The 271-nt window shown below is 48.3% G+C and carries 1 pseudogene; it reads right to left on the bottom strand.

The features are described 5' to 3' along the window. Positions 1-271 (bottom strand): annotated as a pseudogene (locus CH339_RS25680) (hypothetical protein); the annotation flags it as partial.

Genomic DNA, 271 nt, shown 5'->3' with positions numbered 1-271 from the left:
AATGCCGGATGTATTGGCAAGAAAATGCATGAATCCGCTCACGCCCCCGACCCTGTCCGGATGAACGATATCCTGTATAATCGCCCAGTATGTGATGCCGGTCAAATACAAAAAGAAAACCGATAATGCGACAAGTGCAACAGCTCCAAACGCGGTAGTGACAAGCCCGGCAAATCCAATGCATACCGCTGCAGCCAAAAGGCAGCACACAAGCACGGCTTTTCTGGAAAACATCTGTTTGCCCGTCAGCTTGAACAGATAATCTGAAATA

The sequence above is a fragment of the Rhodobium orientis genome (genome assembly GCF_003258835.1).
GTDB classification, from domain to species: domain Bacteria; phylum Pseudomonadota; class Alphaproteobacteria; order Rhizobiales; family Rhodobiaceae; genus Rhodobium; species Rhodobium orientis.
The sequence above is the reverse complement of the archived record's forward strand: the minus strand, read 5'-3'. Positions and strand labels throughout refer to the sequence as shown.